10 protein-coding genes are annotated in these 14,376 nt (G+C 75.1%); 1 reads left to right on the top strand and 9 read right to left on the bottom strand.

The window, feature by feature from the left end; all coding sequences use genetic code 11:
• Window positions 1–9: 9 nt before the first annotated feature.
• The 7 genes from C892_RS0117645 to eccD form a co-directional block, all read right to left on the bottom strand.
• Window positions 10–321, bottom strand: a complete 312-nt coding sequence (locus C892_RS0117645) for a YbaB/EbfC family nucleoid-associated protein (protein ID WP_275041831.1) — start codon at window positions 319–321, stop codon at window positions 10–12.
• A complete protein-coding gene (locus tag C892_RS32630) occupies window positions 251–3,130 on the bottom strand; it encodes a hypothetical protein (RefSeq protein ID WP_026124453.1) in 2,880 nt (959 codons plus the stop codon). Before C892_RS32630 ends, C892_RS0117645 begins: the two co-directional genes overlap by 71 nt.
• 78 nt (window positions 3,131–3,208) lie before the next feature.
• Window positions 3,209–3,724 carry a hypothetical protein gene (locus C892_RS0117635; RefSeq protein ID WP_017558263.1) on the bottom strand — a complete coding sequence of 172 codons (516 nt, stop codon included), beginning with the start codon at window positions 3,722–3,724 and terminating at the stop codon, window positions 3,209–3,211.
• 95 nt (window positions 3,725–3,819) lie between these two features.
• Window positions 3,820–4,122: a WXG100 family type VII secretion target gene (locus tag C892_RS0117630; RefSeq protein ID WP_017558262.1), complete on the bottom strand. Its 303-nt coding sequence runs from the start codon at window positions 4,120–4,122 to the stop codon at window positions 3,820–3,822.
• A 75-nt stretch (window positions 4,123–4,197) separates the two neighbouring features.
• A complete protein-coding gene (locus C892_RS0117625; RefSeq protein ID WP_017558261.1) occupies window positions 4,198–4,536 on the bottom strand; it encodes a WXG100 family type VII secretion target in 339 nt (112 codons plus the stop codon).
• 46 nt (window positions 4,537–4,582) lie between these two features.
• On the bottom strand, window positions 4,583–6,019 hold the full coding sequence (gene eccB, locus C892_RS0117620; protein WP_017558260.1) for a type VII secretion protein EccB: 1,437 nt from the start codon (window positions 6,017–6,019) through the stop codon (window positions 4,583–4,585).
• A 22-nt stretch (window positions 6,020–6,041) separates the two neighbouring features.
• Window positions 6,042–7,439 (bottom strand): type VII secretion integral membrane protein EccD, encoded by a 1,398-nt coding sequence (gene eccD / locus C892_RS0117615; protein WP_026124452.1) that lies wholly within the window; start codon window positions 7,437–7,439, stop codon window positions 6,042–6,044.
• Between the two features lie 273 nt (window positions 7,440–7,712).
• Between eccD and C892_RS0117610 the strand changes: the two genes are divergently transcribed.
• Window positions 7,713–11,726, top strand: coding sequence for a type VII secretion protein EccC (locus tag C892_RS0117610; RefSeq protein ID WP_017558258.1), 4,014 nt, complete (start codon window positions 7,713–7,715; stop codon window positions 11,724–11,726).
• An 18-nt stretch (window positions 11,727–11,744) separates the two neighbouring features.
• Here the strand turns inward: C892_RS0117610 and C892_RS0117605 are convergent, their stop codons facing one another.
• Together C892_RS0117605 and C892_RS0117600 are read right to left on the bottom strand one after the other, a co-directional pair.
• Window positions 11,745–12,926 (bottom strand): S8 family serine peptidase, encoded by a 1,182-nt coding sequence (locus C892_RS0117605; protein WP_017558257.1) that lies wholly within the window; start codon window positions 12,924–12,926, stop codon window positions 11,745–11,747.
• 165 nt (window positions 12,927–13,091) lie between these two features.
• A complete protein-coding gene (locus C892_RS0117600; protein ID WP_026124450.1) occupies window positions 13,092–13,943 on the bottom strand; it encodes an alpha/beta hydrolase in 852 nt (283 codons plus the stop codon).
• Between the last annotated feature and the right edge of the window lie 433 nt (window positions 13,944–14,376).

Below are 14,376 nucleotides of genomic sequence, written 5' to 3'. Positions count from 1 at the left end.
GCACCGCGTTCACGACTCCTCAGGCGAACGGGAGCGCAGGCCGAGCTCCGCCAGGAGCCGAGCGGGGTCGCCGCCGTTCACCACCTCCGCACGCGCCTCGGAGCTGCCGGGCGCCAGGTCCGCGTAGGCCTCGGCCACCTGGCGCTCCATCTCCTCCCGGGCCCGGCCGATCACCTCCAGCACGGCCGAGGACAGCTCGGCGGGCGCCATGGTGCGGTACTTGGAGGTGTGGAACCGCAGCTCGGCGATCTCACCTCTCGCGTTCACCCTCGCGCTGACCATCCGGTCCCTGGACACGGCCTCCGCGCTGGCCGATTCCAGGCTTGCGCTTGCCTCCGACAGACTCCGCTGGGTCTGCCGAAGCCGTTCGAGGTCGCGCGCCATCCGCTCCGGCAGGGACATGTCCAAGGCCGGTCGCTCCCTTCCCCGGACCGACGCCCGGTCGGCCCAGCACCGCGGGGCCGCCGCGGTCGGCGGTGCCCCACACGTTCTCGTCCTCGGTGAGCCAGGTGCTGCGGGTGCGCTCCTGCTGGGGCCCGCCGGCGCCGGCTCCTCCGCCCATCGGGGGCATCATGGGCGGCATCATGGGGCTCCCGGATCCGCCGCCCCCGGCGGCTGCTCCTGCGCCGGAACCACCTGCGCCGACCGTCCCGGAGCCGCCCGTTCCCGCCGCGCCGCCGCCGTATCCCGAAGCGGGATCCTGGGGTGCGCCCGCACCGCCGAGGGCGGACGCCCCCGGCCCGGACGAGGCGGTGCCGCCCAGGCCGTCGGCCCCGACGCCCGCCGGACCGGAGCCCTGCAGGCCGGACCCCGGCATGTCGACCGAGCCGCCGGCGGAGCGCTCTCCCCCGCCGCCTCCCGTCAGGTCGGCCGAACCGGACAGAGGACGCTCACCTGATGAGCTCCCGGGGCCGGAGGCGCCGTCGGAGGAGCCCCACCCGGGCGGGTCCACGGACCCACCGGAGAGCGGTCCACCGTCGGAGGAGGAGCCCAGGTCCCACGAACCGCCCGAGGCCCCGGAGTCACCGGAGCCGGATATCTCCTCCGAACCACCCGGCAGACCACCACCATCGGCCGACGACCCAAGGTCCCACGCGCCACCAGAGCCACCCGACCCGCCAGAACCGGGCATCTCCTCCGAACCACCCGGCAAACCGCCACCATCGGCCGACGACCCGAGGTCCCACGAGCCACCAGAGCCACCCGACCCGCCAGAACCGGGCATCTCCTCCGAACCACCCGGCAGACCACCACCATCGGCCGACGACCCCAGTTCGACGGATCCCCCGGTGGACCCCCCTCCGTTCTGCGCACCGGCCGAGTCCGGGTCCGCCGGTCCTTCGCCGCCGGTCTGGACCCCCGTCCGCTCGGGGGGCGGCGGCAGGTCGACCGTGCCGCCGCCGGCGTCGGCGCCGTCCGTGGAAGACGTCAGAGACCCGCCGCCCAGCGACCCGGTACCGGAGTCGCCGCTCCGGTCACCCCACGGGTTCTCCGACGACAGGTGATCCACTCCCCCTCCGGGCTGCTCACCGGACCCGCGTCCGCGGTCGCGTCCGCCCCCTCCGGACCCGCCGAGCCCGCCGAGCCCGCCCGTCCCGGTGCCCAGGGGAGGCACGACTCCCGAGCCGCCGGGCGCACCGTCCCCCGAGGAGCCGTCCGCCCCGTCGCCGGAGGACGAACCGGTGAGCGAGACCCGGTCCTCCCGCTCAGGGAAGGAGCCGGAACCGCCTGAGGAGTCCGGGGGAGGGTATTCGGACTCACCGCCCGGCCCGCCGCCGACCTGGCCTGATCCGGAGCCGACCCCTTCTCCGGAGCCGGACCCGGAGCCCTCACCGGAGCCGCCGGGCCCGTCGCCCGAACCGCCGGGGCCCGCACCCGAGCCGGAGCCGTCGCCGGAGCTTCCGAAGTGCTCGTCCAGGTACTCCTCGACGTCGAAATCGCCCCCGGGCCCGTCGCCGGAGCCCCCTTTGGAGTCGTCGCCCGACCCTTCCCCCGAGCCCTCCCCGGAACCGCCGTCCCCGTCGCCCGAACCGCCGTCGGAGTCACCGTCTCCGAAGTACTCGTCCCAGAGCTCGTCGAAGTCGAAATCGCCCCCGGGCCCGTCGCCGGACCCGCCGTTCCCGTCGCCGGAGCCGCTCCCGCCGCCCCCGGGCCGCTCCGTCGTGATGGGCGTGTACGGCAGGATGTCGCCCGCGGCGTTCGCATAGCTCTTCGACAGCCCCGGGATGTTCTCGGACGCCGCGTTCCGCAGGTTCTCGATCTTGGACCACCACAGGTCCTTCATCTCCTGCTCGATGCCGCGCCAGGTCTCCAGGCTGTCGGTGGGCTTGCCGCCGATGTAGACGAACCCGTCCTGCTTGGTGACCGTGTCCCGGTTCTCCTCCCACCAGGTGCGGACGACCTGGCGCGGACTGCGCCCGGGGTCGGACGCCCATTCGTTGTAGGCCTTGACCACGGGGTCGGCGAAGGTGGGGTCGGCGGCCGCGGCGGCGCTGTTCACCGCCTCCTTCACCGGGGCCAGGTAGTCGGCGACCCCCTTGAGCTCCAGCGCCTTGGACTTGAGGTGCCGGGCCAGGGCCGCGGCGGTCGCCCCCTCGAAGGACTCGTTGCCCGGCTTCACCTTCTCGTACAGCGTCCAGAGCTTGTCGTACTCGTCCTGGAAGAAGGTCTGGTACTCCTCCAGGCGGGTCGCCATCCGGCTCAGTCCCGCGTGGTAGTAGGACTCGCTGCCGAAATTGGGGTCCCCGAGGGCTTTGGTGACCACGGTCCTGAGCTTGTTCTCGAAGGTGCCCCACAGGGTGTCGGCGCCGTCGAGGATCTCCGGGTTCAGGAAGATCCCGGAGTAGGTGTCGTTGATCCCCTGGCTGTAGTCCCCCCACAGCTGGTCGTCCCCGAAGAACCCGTACCACTCGTCGGCGGAGTGGGGGTTGCCCTCGTTCCAGAAGTAGCGGTCGATCCACCCCGCCTCGTAGATCACCCGGGGGCTGTCCATCGGCGGGACGGACCCTTTGCCCTCCGGGTCGGCGAAGACGTTGAGGATGTGGTCCAGCTCATCGCTGGACGCGGCGCCCTCGTTGGGCAGAGAGGCCCCCTGCCCCCCGGTGGGGTTGAGATCCTTCTCGTTGTCCACTCTGTCTCCTGCGGTACGGGCGGTTCAGGGCGGCGGCCGGGCTGCGCCGCGGCCGGATACGGGCGGGGCGGGCCCGGGTCAGTCCTTCTCCCCGTCGTCCTCGTCCTCGTTCTCGTCGTCCTCGTCGGTGGAGGAGGAAGGCTCGTCTCCACCGGAGCCGCCGTCGGACCCTCCTCCGTCGGAGCCGTCCGCGCCGTCCCCGACAGAGCCGGAGCCGGAGGACCCGGACGAGCCGAAGATCCGGTTCAGCTGCTCGGCGGTGAGCTCGGCGTCGTCCTCGAGGTCGTCGAAGACCAGCTCGCTGTCGGCGATCCCCTTGGAGATGGCCAGCAGGTCCTGCTCGTACTTGTCGAGCATCTCCCCGACCTTGGTCAGCGCCTGCTTGACCTCCCCGGACAGGACCCCGGCCGACCGCAGCAGGTCCGGGTTGCCGAAGCGGGGCGTCTTGGCGTCCTCGCCGGCGTAGTACTGGTCGAACTCGGTCTTCTTTTCGGAGAACCGCTCCCGCATCGTGTCGATGTCGTCGGTGCGCAGCCCCCGCAGGTAGTCGAGGGTGACCTTGATGGTGTCGCCGTCGTCGTTGTCTTCCGGCACGCGCGCTCAGCCTCCTGCTCCCTGGTCGTCCGGTCCGTTCCGGGGTGGCGGCGGGTGCGGGGCCGCCGATGCCCGCGGCGCCGCACCCGCGGGGGTCAGCGCCGCTGGCTCCAGTTCCCGGCCTCCTGGAGGTCGCCCCGGTTGTACCGGTCGACGATGTCGTCCAGGGACACCTGCGCCTGGTTCAGCAGGTTGCGCATGTCGTCGACGTTCTTGCGCCAGTTGGCGATGCGGATGTCGTATTGGTCGGAGGCCTCACCGACCCAGCCGTCCTTGACCAGTCTCACCCGCCGGTCCAGCTCCTCGATGGCGTTGGCGATGACCTCGGTCTGCTGGCGCAGGTCGAGTCCGGCGGTGTGGGCGCCCGACTTCTTGATCTCGAAGCCGTCGAAGCTCATGGGCGGCTCTCCTCTCCTCGTGGGCCGTGCTGCCCTGGGGTCGTGGGGGTGGGGGTCCCGTCGGCGGGAGGGGCGTCAGCGTCCGGCGCCGGCGTCGCGCTGGTTCGGGTTGAGCTGGCTGGCCCAGTCGGCGGTGACCATGTTGGCGTCCTCCATCTCGTGGAAGTTGCGCTCGGTGCCGCCGAGGATGCCGATCATGTCGTTCATGTCGTTGGTGATCAGCCGGAGCTCCTCCAGCCACTTCACCAGGGCGGTGTCGTAGCGGGCGGCCGCGCCGCCCTGCCAGTTGCCGCCGAGCATGTCCCGGGTGGAGTCCACCTGGGTGTAGACCCCGTTGCAGGTGGAGTGCGCGGTCTCCATCGCGTCCTTGCCCTCGCGCATCGCCTGGTCGGTACTGCCGAACCGTTCGCTCATCGGGTGTTCCTCCTCAACCGTGTCGCGTTCTCCTGCGGGTCCGCCCTCAGCCGGACGGGCAGTCCGGGTCCTTCGGGGGCGCCGGGTCGGCGGCGGGGCGCGCCGCCGCCGAGGTGCTCAGTTCGGGGCCGGTGGGCAGCATGTCCAGCACCGCGGCGGGCACGTCCCGCGCGCCGCCGGGCGGGTGGCCGAGCCGTTCGGCGGACTCGGCGTCCGGGACGGGGTACTTGGCCCCGGCATCGGTGACCAGGTAGTAGGCGCCGCGGTCGGCGCGCCCCCCGGCCCGGGCCGCGCGCACCAGGCCGCCCTCCCCGGCCGGCACCCCGACCAGGTCGGGCGGCGCGCAGGCGGGTGCGGCGCCGGGCGGCGGCTCGGCGGCGCGGGCGGTGATCGTGGAGGGGGCCCGCAAGGCCAGGGCGGGCCCTTCACCCCGGTCCACCGCGCACAGCGCCGCCCCTCCGCTCTCGGCGAGTTCGGGCGGTTCGGCGGGCAGGCCCCCGTCGTCGGGGCCGTCGTCCGACAGGTGGGGGCGGACGTCGGCGGCGTCCAGGGGGACCGCCTCGGGGTCGCCGCCGGGGTAGGCCTCCTCGGTGCGCGGGTCGGCCAGCAGCAGCCGGGCGCGGACCGCCCCGGTGGGCGCCAGGCCCCCGCGCTCCAGGACGTAGTACTGGTCGGCGCCCTGCCCGTCGACGGTGAACACCTGGCCGATCCGGCGCGCTTCGCCCCCGATCCGCGGCCCCTCGCCGCCCGCTCCCTCCACGCCGGGCGCGGCCAGCTCGGGGCCCTCGGGCAGCGCGGTCAGGAACCGCGCGGACACCGGGTGGGCGGGGGAGGTCCCGTACCCGAGGGCCTCCAGGGCGCCGTGCTCGGCGTCCAGGCGCAGGCGCTCGCCGCGCCACAGCAGGTGGCGGGTTCCGTCCGGGCCGGCGGCGAGCACCGCCCGGTCAGCGGCGACCGGGCGCCCCTCGTCGCCGCCCAGGGTGAGCGCGGTCAGCGCCTGCGGGTCCTCGTCCTGCCCGGTGGCCACCGGGACCGCGCACACCTGCCACACCGACGGCTCCTCGTCCTCGGCGTCCGCGGGCGGCACCGCGTCGGGCGCGCCGGCGATGCCGATGGGCGAGGCGACCGGGGTGCCCTCCAGGGAGGCGGCCGACACCTGCACCGGCTCGCCCAGCAGCAGCGCCGAGGCCTGGTTGGCCACCGGCCACAGGGCGCCGTCGGAGTAGACGTACCGGCCGCCGCCGTCCTCGGCCGCGACCACCGTGCCCTCGCTGCGCCACGACGTGGCGTTGCCGGGGAAGATGAGCCCGAAGACGAGGAACCCGGCCCCGATCAGCAGGGCCAGCACCAGGCCGATGGCCGCCCCGGTGCGGGTGCGGCCCATCGGGGCCTCGAGGGCGTCCGGGTCGGCCTCCAGCATCGCGGTGGACAGCCGCCCCACCAGGAAGCCGTGCGCCTGGACCTGGTCGCGCCGCGTTCTCATCGCCGCCTCCCGCCGTCCGCGCTCATCCGCCGATCCCGCGCAGCAGACCGAACAGGCCCAGGTTGGCCGGGACCAGGACCACCAGCGCGATCGCGGCGGCGCTGTGCAGCAGCTCGCCGGCGCGCCCCCAGTGCGGCAGCACCCGGTTGCCGGGCACCGACCACCCGGCCACCGCCAGCGCCAGCGCGCCGGCCAGCAGGATCCCGAACACCGCCAGGCGGGCGACGGTGCCGCCGAGCGCGGCGGCGCCCAGCGCCAGGGCGAGCGCGCCGAGGTGTCCGGGCACGAGCAGGCACGCCCGCTGCCAGGCGCCGCCGAGCCCGCGCGCCTGCAGCACCAGCACCAGGCACAGGGCCGCGCCCAGGCCGGTGGGCAGCCATCCGGGGTGCAGGGCCAGCACGGCCAGGGCCGCCGCGCACACCGCCCCGACCGCGGCCAGCAGGGCGGTCTGGAAGGAGTCGGCGCGGCGGGTGCGGTCCAGCACCTCGCGGGCCGGGTGCGGGTCGATGTGCTCCTGCAGCTCGTCGGCGCCGGAGGGCAGCGGCGGCAGGCGCATCCCGGCCATGCGGAAGGCCGTGGCGGGCGCGAAGGTGCCCAGCAGCACCGCCGCCCCGGCCGAGAGCCCGGCCACCCCCGGCGCCGGGACCCCGCCCCAGAACATCAGCAGCGCCCCGGCGGCGGCGCCGAACGCGGCGAGCGCCCCGACGCCGGTGAAGAAGGGAACGCACCCGGCGGCCGCGGCCACCGCCAGCACCGCGGCACCGGTTCCGGCCGCGCCCCCGGCCAGCATCCGCGCCCCGGTGAGCGCGGCGCCGGGGTCGCCGTCGGGCGCGCAGGCCCCGGCGAAGGCCATGAACAGGACCGCGGCGGTGCCGGTGGCGGCCGCCGCCTCGGCGGAGGCCAGCGCCCGCCCGGCCGCCGCGGTGGCCAGCAGCATCAGCACCGCGGTCCCGCCGGCGACGGCGGCGCCCGTGCCGGTCAAGCCCAGCAGGGCGGCCGGGACCAGGGCGGCGGCCAGGGTGGCGGCACCGGCGCCGGTCAGCCAGCGGCGGGCCGCGGCCGGGCCCCACCGGTCCGGGCGCTCGGCCATGCCGGTGGCCACGCCGTCGACCAGGTCGTCGAAGTGCACCGGGGGCATCTGGTCGCGGCGCTCGCGCAGGTAGAGCACCTCGCCGTCGAAGAGCTCGAGGGACTCGCAGGTGCCGTCCTCGTCCAGCGGCGGCGAGCCGAGCCGCTGCAGAACCCACCCGGAGTGGTCCAGCCCGTTCTCGTCCAGGTCTTCGCCGTCGCGCTCGGCATAGAGCAGGAAAGTGGGGACGAGTTCAGCGAGAGGAACGTCACACGGCACGGCGATTTCAAAGGAGGACTCGGGCGCCCGAATGGTGAGACGACACAATTCCGCGGCGGCGGACTCGGCCATACTACCCCCGGGTGTTTTCGTTCCTGGGCACCGATAACCCCCACCCCGTAAGGCCTCCGAGCGCTCATATGAGCGGACTCCCGGCCGCGGGGCGGCAAATGCTCCGCTACGTTAGCACCACTCGCAGAATTGCCGGTATGACGCTTCGATTAATATCCGGTCACCAGTGGGGACGGTCATCGTAGAGCAATGCGGGCGGCCCTTGATCGGCCGTTCGGCCATCAATTGCCAGCACTTTTGTCCGATCGAACAGAACCGGGGGTCCGTGCAGCCGTGAGCACCCTCATCGTCCGCCGGCCGGCCCGTCGGCCCGGCCCCGAGCTCCCCTCCGGGGAGCTCGCCCTCCAGGAGCCCCCCGTGCTGCCCGAGCAGCAGGGCGGCATGGGCGCGGTCTTCATGTACCTGCCGATGGCGCTCAGCTCGCTCGCCATGGTCATGCTGTTCCTGCGCCCCGGAAGCGGCGGCGGCCTGGGCGGCGCCATGCCCTACGTCGCCGGCGGCATGATGCTGGTCGGCGCGGTCGCCATGCTCGGCGGGCAGTACCTGCGCACCCGGTTGGAACGGCGCCGGGCGCTGGCCGGGGAGCGCCGCGACTACCTGCGCTACCTGGGCCGGATGCGGGGGCGGGTGCGCGAGCTGGTCGCCGCCCAGCGCGACGCGCGCGCCTGGAACGGCCCCGACCCCGAGGCGCTGTGGTCCCTGGTGCGCACCACCCGGCTGTGGGAGCGGCGCGCCGCCCACGGCGACTTCGGCGAGGTGCGGTTCGCCGTGGGGCGGCAGCCGCTGAACGCCTCCATCGCGCCGCTGTCCACCAAGCCGGTGGAGGACCTGGAGCCGCTCTCGGCGCACGCGCTGCGCCGGTTCATCGCCGCCTACTCCACCGTCGCCGACCTGCCGGTCTCCATCCACCTGCGGGGGTACGCGCACATCGCGCTGCGCGGCGACGCCGAGGCGGCGCGCGCCATGGCCCGCGCCGTGGTGGGCCAGCTCGCCGTGTTCCACGCCCCCGACGAGCTGCGCATCGCCGCGTGCGTCGGCGACGACCGGACGGCCCGCTGGGAGTGGCTCAAGTGGCTGCCGCACTGCCTGCACCCCGCCGAGCGGGACGGCGCCGGGCCGGTCCGGCTGATCGCGCCGGACGCGGTGGAGCTGGAGCGGCTGATCGGCCCGGACCTGTCCGACCGGCCCCGCTTCGACCCGCAGGCCGCCCCCGGGCGGGAGGAGCCGTTCACCGTGGTGCTGGTGGACGGCGGCCGGGTGCCGCAGGGCGCGCGGATGGCCGGCGGCGGCTACCGCAACGCCGTGGTCGTCGAGGTCGGGGCGGAACGGCCCTGGGACGGCGCCCCGCACACCCTGTCGCTGCGGGTGGGGCGGGACGAGGTGGAGGTCGCCGACCTGGACCGGTCCGGCCGGGAGGTGTTCGCCCCGCTGGGCCGCCCGGACCGGCTCGGCGAGCCGCGCGCCCGCGCCCTGGCGCGACTGCTGGCGCCGTACCGGATGAGCGTGTCCGCGGACGTGGTGGAGCCGCTGACCACCGACTTCGACCTGACCACGCTTCTGGGCATCGCCAACCTGCACACCTGGGACCCGCACCGGCAGTGGGAGCGCGGGGAGCGCCCCGAGCACCGGCTGCGGGTGCCGGTCGGGATGACCGAGTCCGGGGCGCCCCTGGAGCTGGACCTGAAGGAGTCGGCCCTGGGCGGGATGGGGCCGCACGGGATGCTGATCGGCGCCACCGGGTCGGGCAAGAGCGAGCTGCTGCGCACCCTGGTGCTGGCGCTGGCGCTCACGCACTCCTCGGAGACCCTCAACTTCGTCCTGGTCGACTTCAAGGGCGGGGCGACGTTCATCGGCCTGGACCGGCTGAGCCACACCTCGGCGCTGATCACCAACCTCGCCGACGAGACCTCGCTGGTGGAGCGGATGCAGGACGCGCTGCACGGCGAGCTGATCCGCCGCCAGGAGCGGCTGCGCGCCGCCGGGAACTTCAGCTCCGTGCACGAGTACGAGAAGGCGCGCCGCTCCGACCCGGGCATGGAGCCGATGCCGACCCTGCTCGTGGTGGTGGACGAGTTCAGCGAGCTGCTGGCGGCGCACCGCGACTTCATGGACCTGTTCGTGATGATCGGGCGGCTGGGGCGCAGCCTCGGCGTGCACCTCCTGCTGGCCTCCCAGCGGTTGGACGAGGGGCGCATGCACCAGCTGGAGAGCCACCTGTCCTACCGGATCGCGCTGCGCACCTTCTCGGCGATGGAGAGCCGCGGGGTGCTGGGCGTGCCCGACGCCCACCAGCTCCCCCCGGCCCCGGGCAACGGCTACCTCAAGATCGACACCGACGAGCTGGCGCGCTTCAAGGCGGCCTACGTCTCCGGCCCCTACCGGGCGCGGCGGCGGCCGGTGCGGACCGCGGCGGCGGGCGGAGAGGTCGCCCCGCTGCTGGCCGCCTACGTGGCCGCGTCGGCGCCCGCGGCCGCCCCGGAGCCCGAGGAGCCGGAGGAGGAGCCCGCGGAGAGCCTGCTGGAGACCGCCCTGGAGGCGGTGCGCGGCGCCGGGCCGCCCGCCCGCCGGGTGTGGCTGCCGCCGCTGGACGCGCCCCCGGCCCTGGGGCACCTGCTGGCCGCCGCGGGGCTCGGCGGGCGCGGCCCGTCGTGGTCGCGGGAGCCGGTGCTGAGCGTGCCGCTGGGCGAGGTGGACCGGCCCTTCGAGCAGCTGCGCACCCCGCTGACGGCGGACCTGCGAGGGGCGGGCGGGCACACCGCGGTGGTGGGCGGCCCGCAGTCGGGCAAGAGCACCCTGCTGCTCACCCTGATCTCCGCCCTGGCGCTCACCAACACCCCGGCCCAGGCGCAGTTCTACATCCTCGACTTCGGCGGCGGCACGCTGCGCGCGGCAGCGGACCTGCCGCACGTGGGCGGGGTGTGCGGACGGCTGGACAGCGAGCGGATCAACCGCACCGTGGCGGAGATGACGGCGCTCCTGGGGCGGCGGGAGCGGGTGTTCGCCGAGCACGGCGTGGACTCGATGGCCGACTACCGGCGCCGCCGCGCCCGGGGCGAGTTCGCCGACGAGCGGTACGGCGACGTGTTCCTGGTGATCGACGGGTGGGCGACGGTCCGCCAGGACATGATGGACCTGATCCCCGACATCGTGCAGATCGCCCAGCGGGGGCTCAGCTACGGGGTGCACCTGGTGGTGGCGTCCCCGCGCTGGGCCGACGTCCAGTCCAGCCTGCGCGACCTGCTGGGCACCCGGTTCGAGCTGCGGCTGGGCGACGCGGTGGACTCGGCGATCAACATGCGCAAGGCGGAGACGGTGCCGCGGGTCCCGGGGCGGGGCCTGACCGACGAGCTCAAGCACTTCCTCACCGCGGTCCCCCGGCTGGCGGACGGGGCCGACGACCGGCCGGGCGGGGCCGCGGCCGGCGACGGCGGGACCGGCACGGCGGAGGCCCCCGTCGCCTCCGGCCTGGAGGGGCTGGTTCGGGCGGTCGCCGACGCGTGGGACGGTCCGCCCGCCCCGCCGGTGCGCACCCTGCCCCTGCACCTGCCCGCCGCCGGGATGCCCGCGGTCGAGGAGGGGCCGCGCGTGCCGCTCGGGCTGGAGGAGCGGCGCCTGGAGCCGTTCTGGCACGACTTCGCCACCTCCCCGCACATGCTGGCGGTGGGCGACACCGAGAGCGGGAAGACCAACCTGCTGCGGCTGGTCACACGGGCGATCCGGGAGCGGTACACCGCCGAGGAGGCCCGCGTGGTGGTGGTCGACCCCAGGCGCGGGCTGTTCGACGCCATCCCCGAGGAGCAGCGGCTGGGGTACGCGGTCACCGGGGCGAGCGCCCAGGAGATGATGAACGCCGCGGCCCAGGCACTGAAGCCGCGGCTGCCGGGGCCCGAGGTCACCCCGGAGGAGCTGCGCGCCCGCTCCTGGTGGACCGGGCCGGAGCTGTTCGTGGTGATCGACGACTACGACCTGCTGGGCACCGGTGGGCCGGGGCCGCTCGCCCCGCTGCTGGACATGCTGCCGCTCGGCGCCGACATCGGGCTGCACCTGATCCTGGCCCGCGGGGCGGGCGGGTTCAGCCGGGCGATGGGCGAACCGGCACTGCGGATGCTGATCGACGCGAACACGCCGAGCATCGTGCTGTCCTGCCCGCCGTCGGAGGGGGTCCTGTTCGGCTCACTGCGCCCGCGGACGCTCCCGCCGGGCCGGGCACTGCGCCTGGACCGCCGCGACCCGGTCCAGGTGCACCTGGCCCTGGACCCCGAAACCGAGGAGGCCGCCCGCCGGTAGCCGGAGCGGTGTCCGCCTTCAGGCACCGCGGGCGCGTCCGTACCGGACGGCGGCGGCCCCGAGGGCCGAGACCAGGATCAGCAGCGCAGATCCTCCCGCCACGGCGAGGGTGCGGCCGACGGTCGGAGGGGTCGGGGGGTCGGGTGAGAAGGCCGCAGGTTCGGTGGCCGCCCCCGCCTCCTGCGGCGCCGGGACCGCGGTGAGCGCGCCGACCGGGTCGACCGTCCCCGCGCCCAGCAGTGTCGCGGACGCCGCCCCGGGCGCGGGGTAGGCGGTCGACGTCAGCCGCTCGGCGGCCCCGGCGGCGCTCAACCCGGGCTCGTGTGAGCGCAGCAGCGCGGCCGCGCCCGCGACGAAGGCGGCGGCGACCGCGTCCCCGCCGGAGGTGAAGTGGCCGTCGCCGCCGGGGCCGACGCTCATCGCGGCCCCGCCCGGGGCGGCCAGGTCCACCTCGACGGGCTCCCCGTCGGCGTCCACGGCGGGCCCGGTCGCGACGGGCGCGCCGTCCGGTCCGGTCGCCGCGACCGCCAGCACCCCGGGGGCCGAGCCGGGGAGCGCGGCGACGGGGGCCTCGTCGGTGGGCACCGTGGCGGGCGCGACCACCAGGGCGTCCGCGTCGGCGGCCGCGCGCAGCGCCGCCCCGACGCCGGAGCCTCTGCCGGAGCCGCCGCCGGCCTCCGGGACCGGGGCGCCGACCAGCACCACGTCCGCGCCGCCGTCGACCGCGCGCCCGATGCCGTCGGCCAGGTCCTGCGCGTCGGCCACGCCCCGGTCGTCGGTCACCCCGACGGCGAGCACGCGGGCGGCCGGCGCGACCCCGGTCGTACCGCTGTCGTCCTGCGGGCGTGCGGCGACGATCCCGGCGAGGAAGGTGCCGAACCCGACGCAGTCCTGCCCGGCGTCCTCCACCGCGCCGTCGAGGGCGGCGGCGGTGTCGTCGACTCCGCTGCCGACGACGGCGACGGTCACCCCGCCGCCGTCCGCGAACCCGCGCGCCTCGGGGAGGCCGAGCGCTCCCTCGGTCCACACCTCGCGACCGATCACCGTCTCCGAAGGGGGCAGGCATTCTCCGCCGCCGGTCACCATCGCCGCCTCGGGCAGCGCCGTCGGGGGTTCGGTGCCCTCGCCGGAAGCGGCGCCGGAGGTGTCGGCCGACGCTCCCGCAGGGCCGCTCACCGACGCGGCGACCGCCGCGGCCATGAGGACCGCCGCACCGCTCCGCAGACCCGGTATCCCGCCCAGCACCGACGCCACTCCCCTTCTCCGGTCACCCGTCCGGGACCGCCCCCGGGCCGATCGGGGCAACCCTAGGGCGTCGGCCGCGATCCGGCGACGGGGGCCTCGTCGGCGGGGCCGGACCGCCCATCAGCCGAGGTTCTTGCGGGTCACCTCCCATTCGGTGGAGCACAGGCCGCAGTCCGGGCCGGTGAACTCCCCGCCGGCCTGGCCGTCGCCCTTGAGCCGCCACTTCAGCCAGGCGGCGCCCACCCGGCCGTACTCGCCGCCGCCGGGCTCGCCGAAGGTCCCCCGGTGGCCCACGTCCAGGCTGCCGAGGAAGGCGGGCAGCCCGTCGGGCAGGCGCTCCCAGTCGTCCAGGGCGTTCTCGTGGGCGATGTCGCCGGGGCCTCCGGTGAAGTAGGCGGTGGGCGCGTGCAGGGCGTCGACCGGATGGGCGTCGCCGTCGTCGAGCAGCCCGCTGTTCCAGAGCACCGTGGTGGTGATGCGCGGGTCGTCGGCGACCTCGTAGACCTCCAATCCTCCGCACGACTGGCCCATGGCCGCCACGTTGTCGGTGTCCAGGTGCCCCCGGTACTCGCTGAACAGACGCCGGTCCTCATCGACGGCCCAGTCGATCGCGTCGGTGAGCATCTCCGCGTCGGTGCGCCCGACGCCCCCGGGCCTGCCGTTGGCGATGACGAGGAAGCCGTGCGAGGCGAGTTCGGTGAGGAACCCCTCGAACATCGTCCCGTCCGCCAGGCACCCCCCGTTCCCCCAGACGACGACCGGCAGGTCCTCGTCCTCGGGGAGCTCCAGCGGCCGGTAGACGGTGTGGTCGCGGAGCCGGAACTCCGTGGTGTACCCGGCCTCGTAGGGCCCCTCCGCGGCCGCCGCCTCCGCCGCCGCGGGCGCCGGTGAGACCGCTCCGACCAGGGCGGCGGCCGCGGCCATGCCCGTGGCCAGGGCCCCGGCTCGTCGAAGCGCGTTCCGCCGTGCCATCGGTCGTTCCCCTTTCCGTGGAAGCGGCGGAGGCGTTCCGCCGCGGATCGACCATCGGCCGAGCGGAGCGGGGCGTCTACAGGAGCACGGGGAGAACCGGTGGTTCCACCGGACCCAACGTCCTCACGGGCGCGTCCGGAAGACAGGGACGGTGTCAGCAGGAACGGGGCGAAAATTCGTCCGTTTCGTCACTGTTTCGCAGGGCGAGGACGGTCGGCTCCGATCTTCTCCGCACTGTCACCGGGACGGGGGATCGGGTAATAGGATGCTCACCGCGTCACCGGCCTACAAGCCCGGTAAATGCCGAATCAGCATGCCCGTGTGCCGTACACCTATCGGACCGGTGGTTTGCGGCCGCGAAGAAAAACGCAGCGCAGGGCCGATCTCTCCACCGTCCGCGCCCCTCCCCGCGGGTCCGCGGACGCCCCGCCCT

Origin of the sequence: Nocardiopsis baichengensis YIM 90130 (genome assembly GCF_000341205.1) — a bacterium.
Taxonomy (GTDB): Bacteria; Actinomycetota; Actinomycetes; order Streptosporangiales; family Streptosporangiaceae; genus Nocardiopsis_A; species Nocardiopsis_A halophila.
The sequence above is the reverse complement of the archived record's forward strand: the minus strand, read 5'-3'. Positions and strand labels throughout refer to the sequence as shown.

Excerpts from the sequence above, each read along its gene's own strand:
- C892_RS0117600 (WP_026124450.1), bottom strand. The coding sequence starts at position 13,943 with ATGGCACGGCGGAACGCGCTTCGACGAGCCGGGGCCCTGGCCACGGGC.
- eccB (WP_017558260.1), bottom strand. The coding sequence starts at position 6,019 with ATGAGAACGCGGCGCGACCAGGTCCAGGCGCACGGCTTCCTGGTGGGG.
- C892_RS0117605 (WP_017558257.1), bottom strand. The coding sequence starts at position 12,926 with ATGGCCGCGGCGGTCGCCGCGTCGGTGAGCGGCCCTGCGGGAGCGTCG.
- C892_RS0117625 (WP_017558261.1), bottom strand. The coding sequence starts at position 4,536 with ATGAGCGAACGGTTCGGCAGTACCGACCAGGCGATGCGCGAGGGCAAG.
- eccD (WP_026124452.1), bottom strand. The coding sequence starts at position 7,439 with ATGGCCGAGTCCGCCGCCGCGGAATTGTGTCGTCTCACCATTCGGGCG.
- C892_RS0117630 (WP_017558262.1), bottom strand. The coding sequence starts at position 4,122 with ATGAGCTTCGACGGCTTCGAGATCAAGAAGTCGGGCGCCCACACCGCC.